An 882-nucleotide genomic window follows, 5' to 3' on the forward strand; every position below is an offset into this window, starting at 1 on the left:
ATTTACCACTCCGCCGCCATCGGTTTGCAGGGTTTTGGTGGTGACATAAACACTGGTCATTGGATCGCCGGCGCCGTCAGTTTGTACTGTATTCTGGTCATCAATCACGGCGATGGTGCATTTTAAAACGGCGGCGGGTGTATCAGGGGTTGCGGCTTCGACTTTCTGGGTTAGCCTGTAAGCGATCTTACCAGATCGTAGGTAAGAGTTGTATTTAGAGTACTGGGATCGCACGCTGAATGCTAAGTCATGGAAGGCTTAAAGGGCTGTTTCTTCAACAGGCAAATACGGCTATTCAACAGACGCCCGCCTTCTTGCGGGCAGCATCGCTGTATCATGCAGCTGCGGCCATCCCAACTTTCTCAAGCTGGATATTCCAGGGTAGCATTGCCTCAGAATCCCCAACGGATTGGCAGTGAGGAATCTGCTTAAGCACCTCTACATAATACCTGTAGGGGTCTAGGTCGTGGATCTTGGCAGCGCGAATCAAACTGAAGTGCAGGCATAATGCTTCAGCTCCATTGACCGAAGATGCAAACAGGAAGTTTTTCCGAGCCATGACAAAAGGTTTGATTTCCTGTTCAGCCAAATTGTTGGCGACTTCTAAGCGACCATCGTTGAGAAGTGCACATAGCCTATTCCAATACTTCAGGCAGTAATTCATTGCCTTGCCCAGCGGGGATTTGGGTCGCACTTACGGATAGTACTCATCCAGCCAACACTTAAAGGCCGTCATAATCGGCCTCGGTTCCTCTTGTCGCAGATCGTGTCGCTGCTTTGCGGTCAGCTGATTCTCTTTGGCCTTCCTCTCAACCCGGTAGAGCTACTTATAAAAGTGCATTGCCCGTTTTGCCAGTCCATCCCCTTGCGCCGCTCTCGCTA

1 protein-coding gene is annotated in these 882 nt (G+C 50.5%); it reads right to left on the reverse strand.

Going from position 1 to position 882, the window contains the following annotated elements; genetic code table 11:
* Nucleotides 1-334: 334 nt before the first annotated feature.
* Nucleotides 335-694: an IS66 family transposase gene (locus ACCI51_RS19410; RefSeq protein ID WP_371845081.1), complete on the reverse strand. Its 360-nt coding sequence runs from the start codon at nt 692-694 to the stop codon at nt 335-337.
* Between the last annotated feature and the right edge of the window lie 188 nt (nt 695-882).

The organism is Microbulbifer echini, assembly GCF_041447225.1.
Taxonomy (GTDB): domain Bacteria; phylum Pseudomonadota; class Gammaproteobacteria; order Pseudomonadales; family Cellvibrionaceae; genus Microbulbifer; species Microbulbifer echini.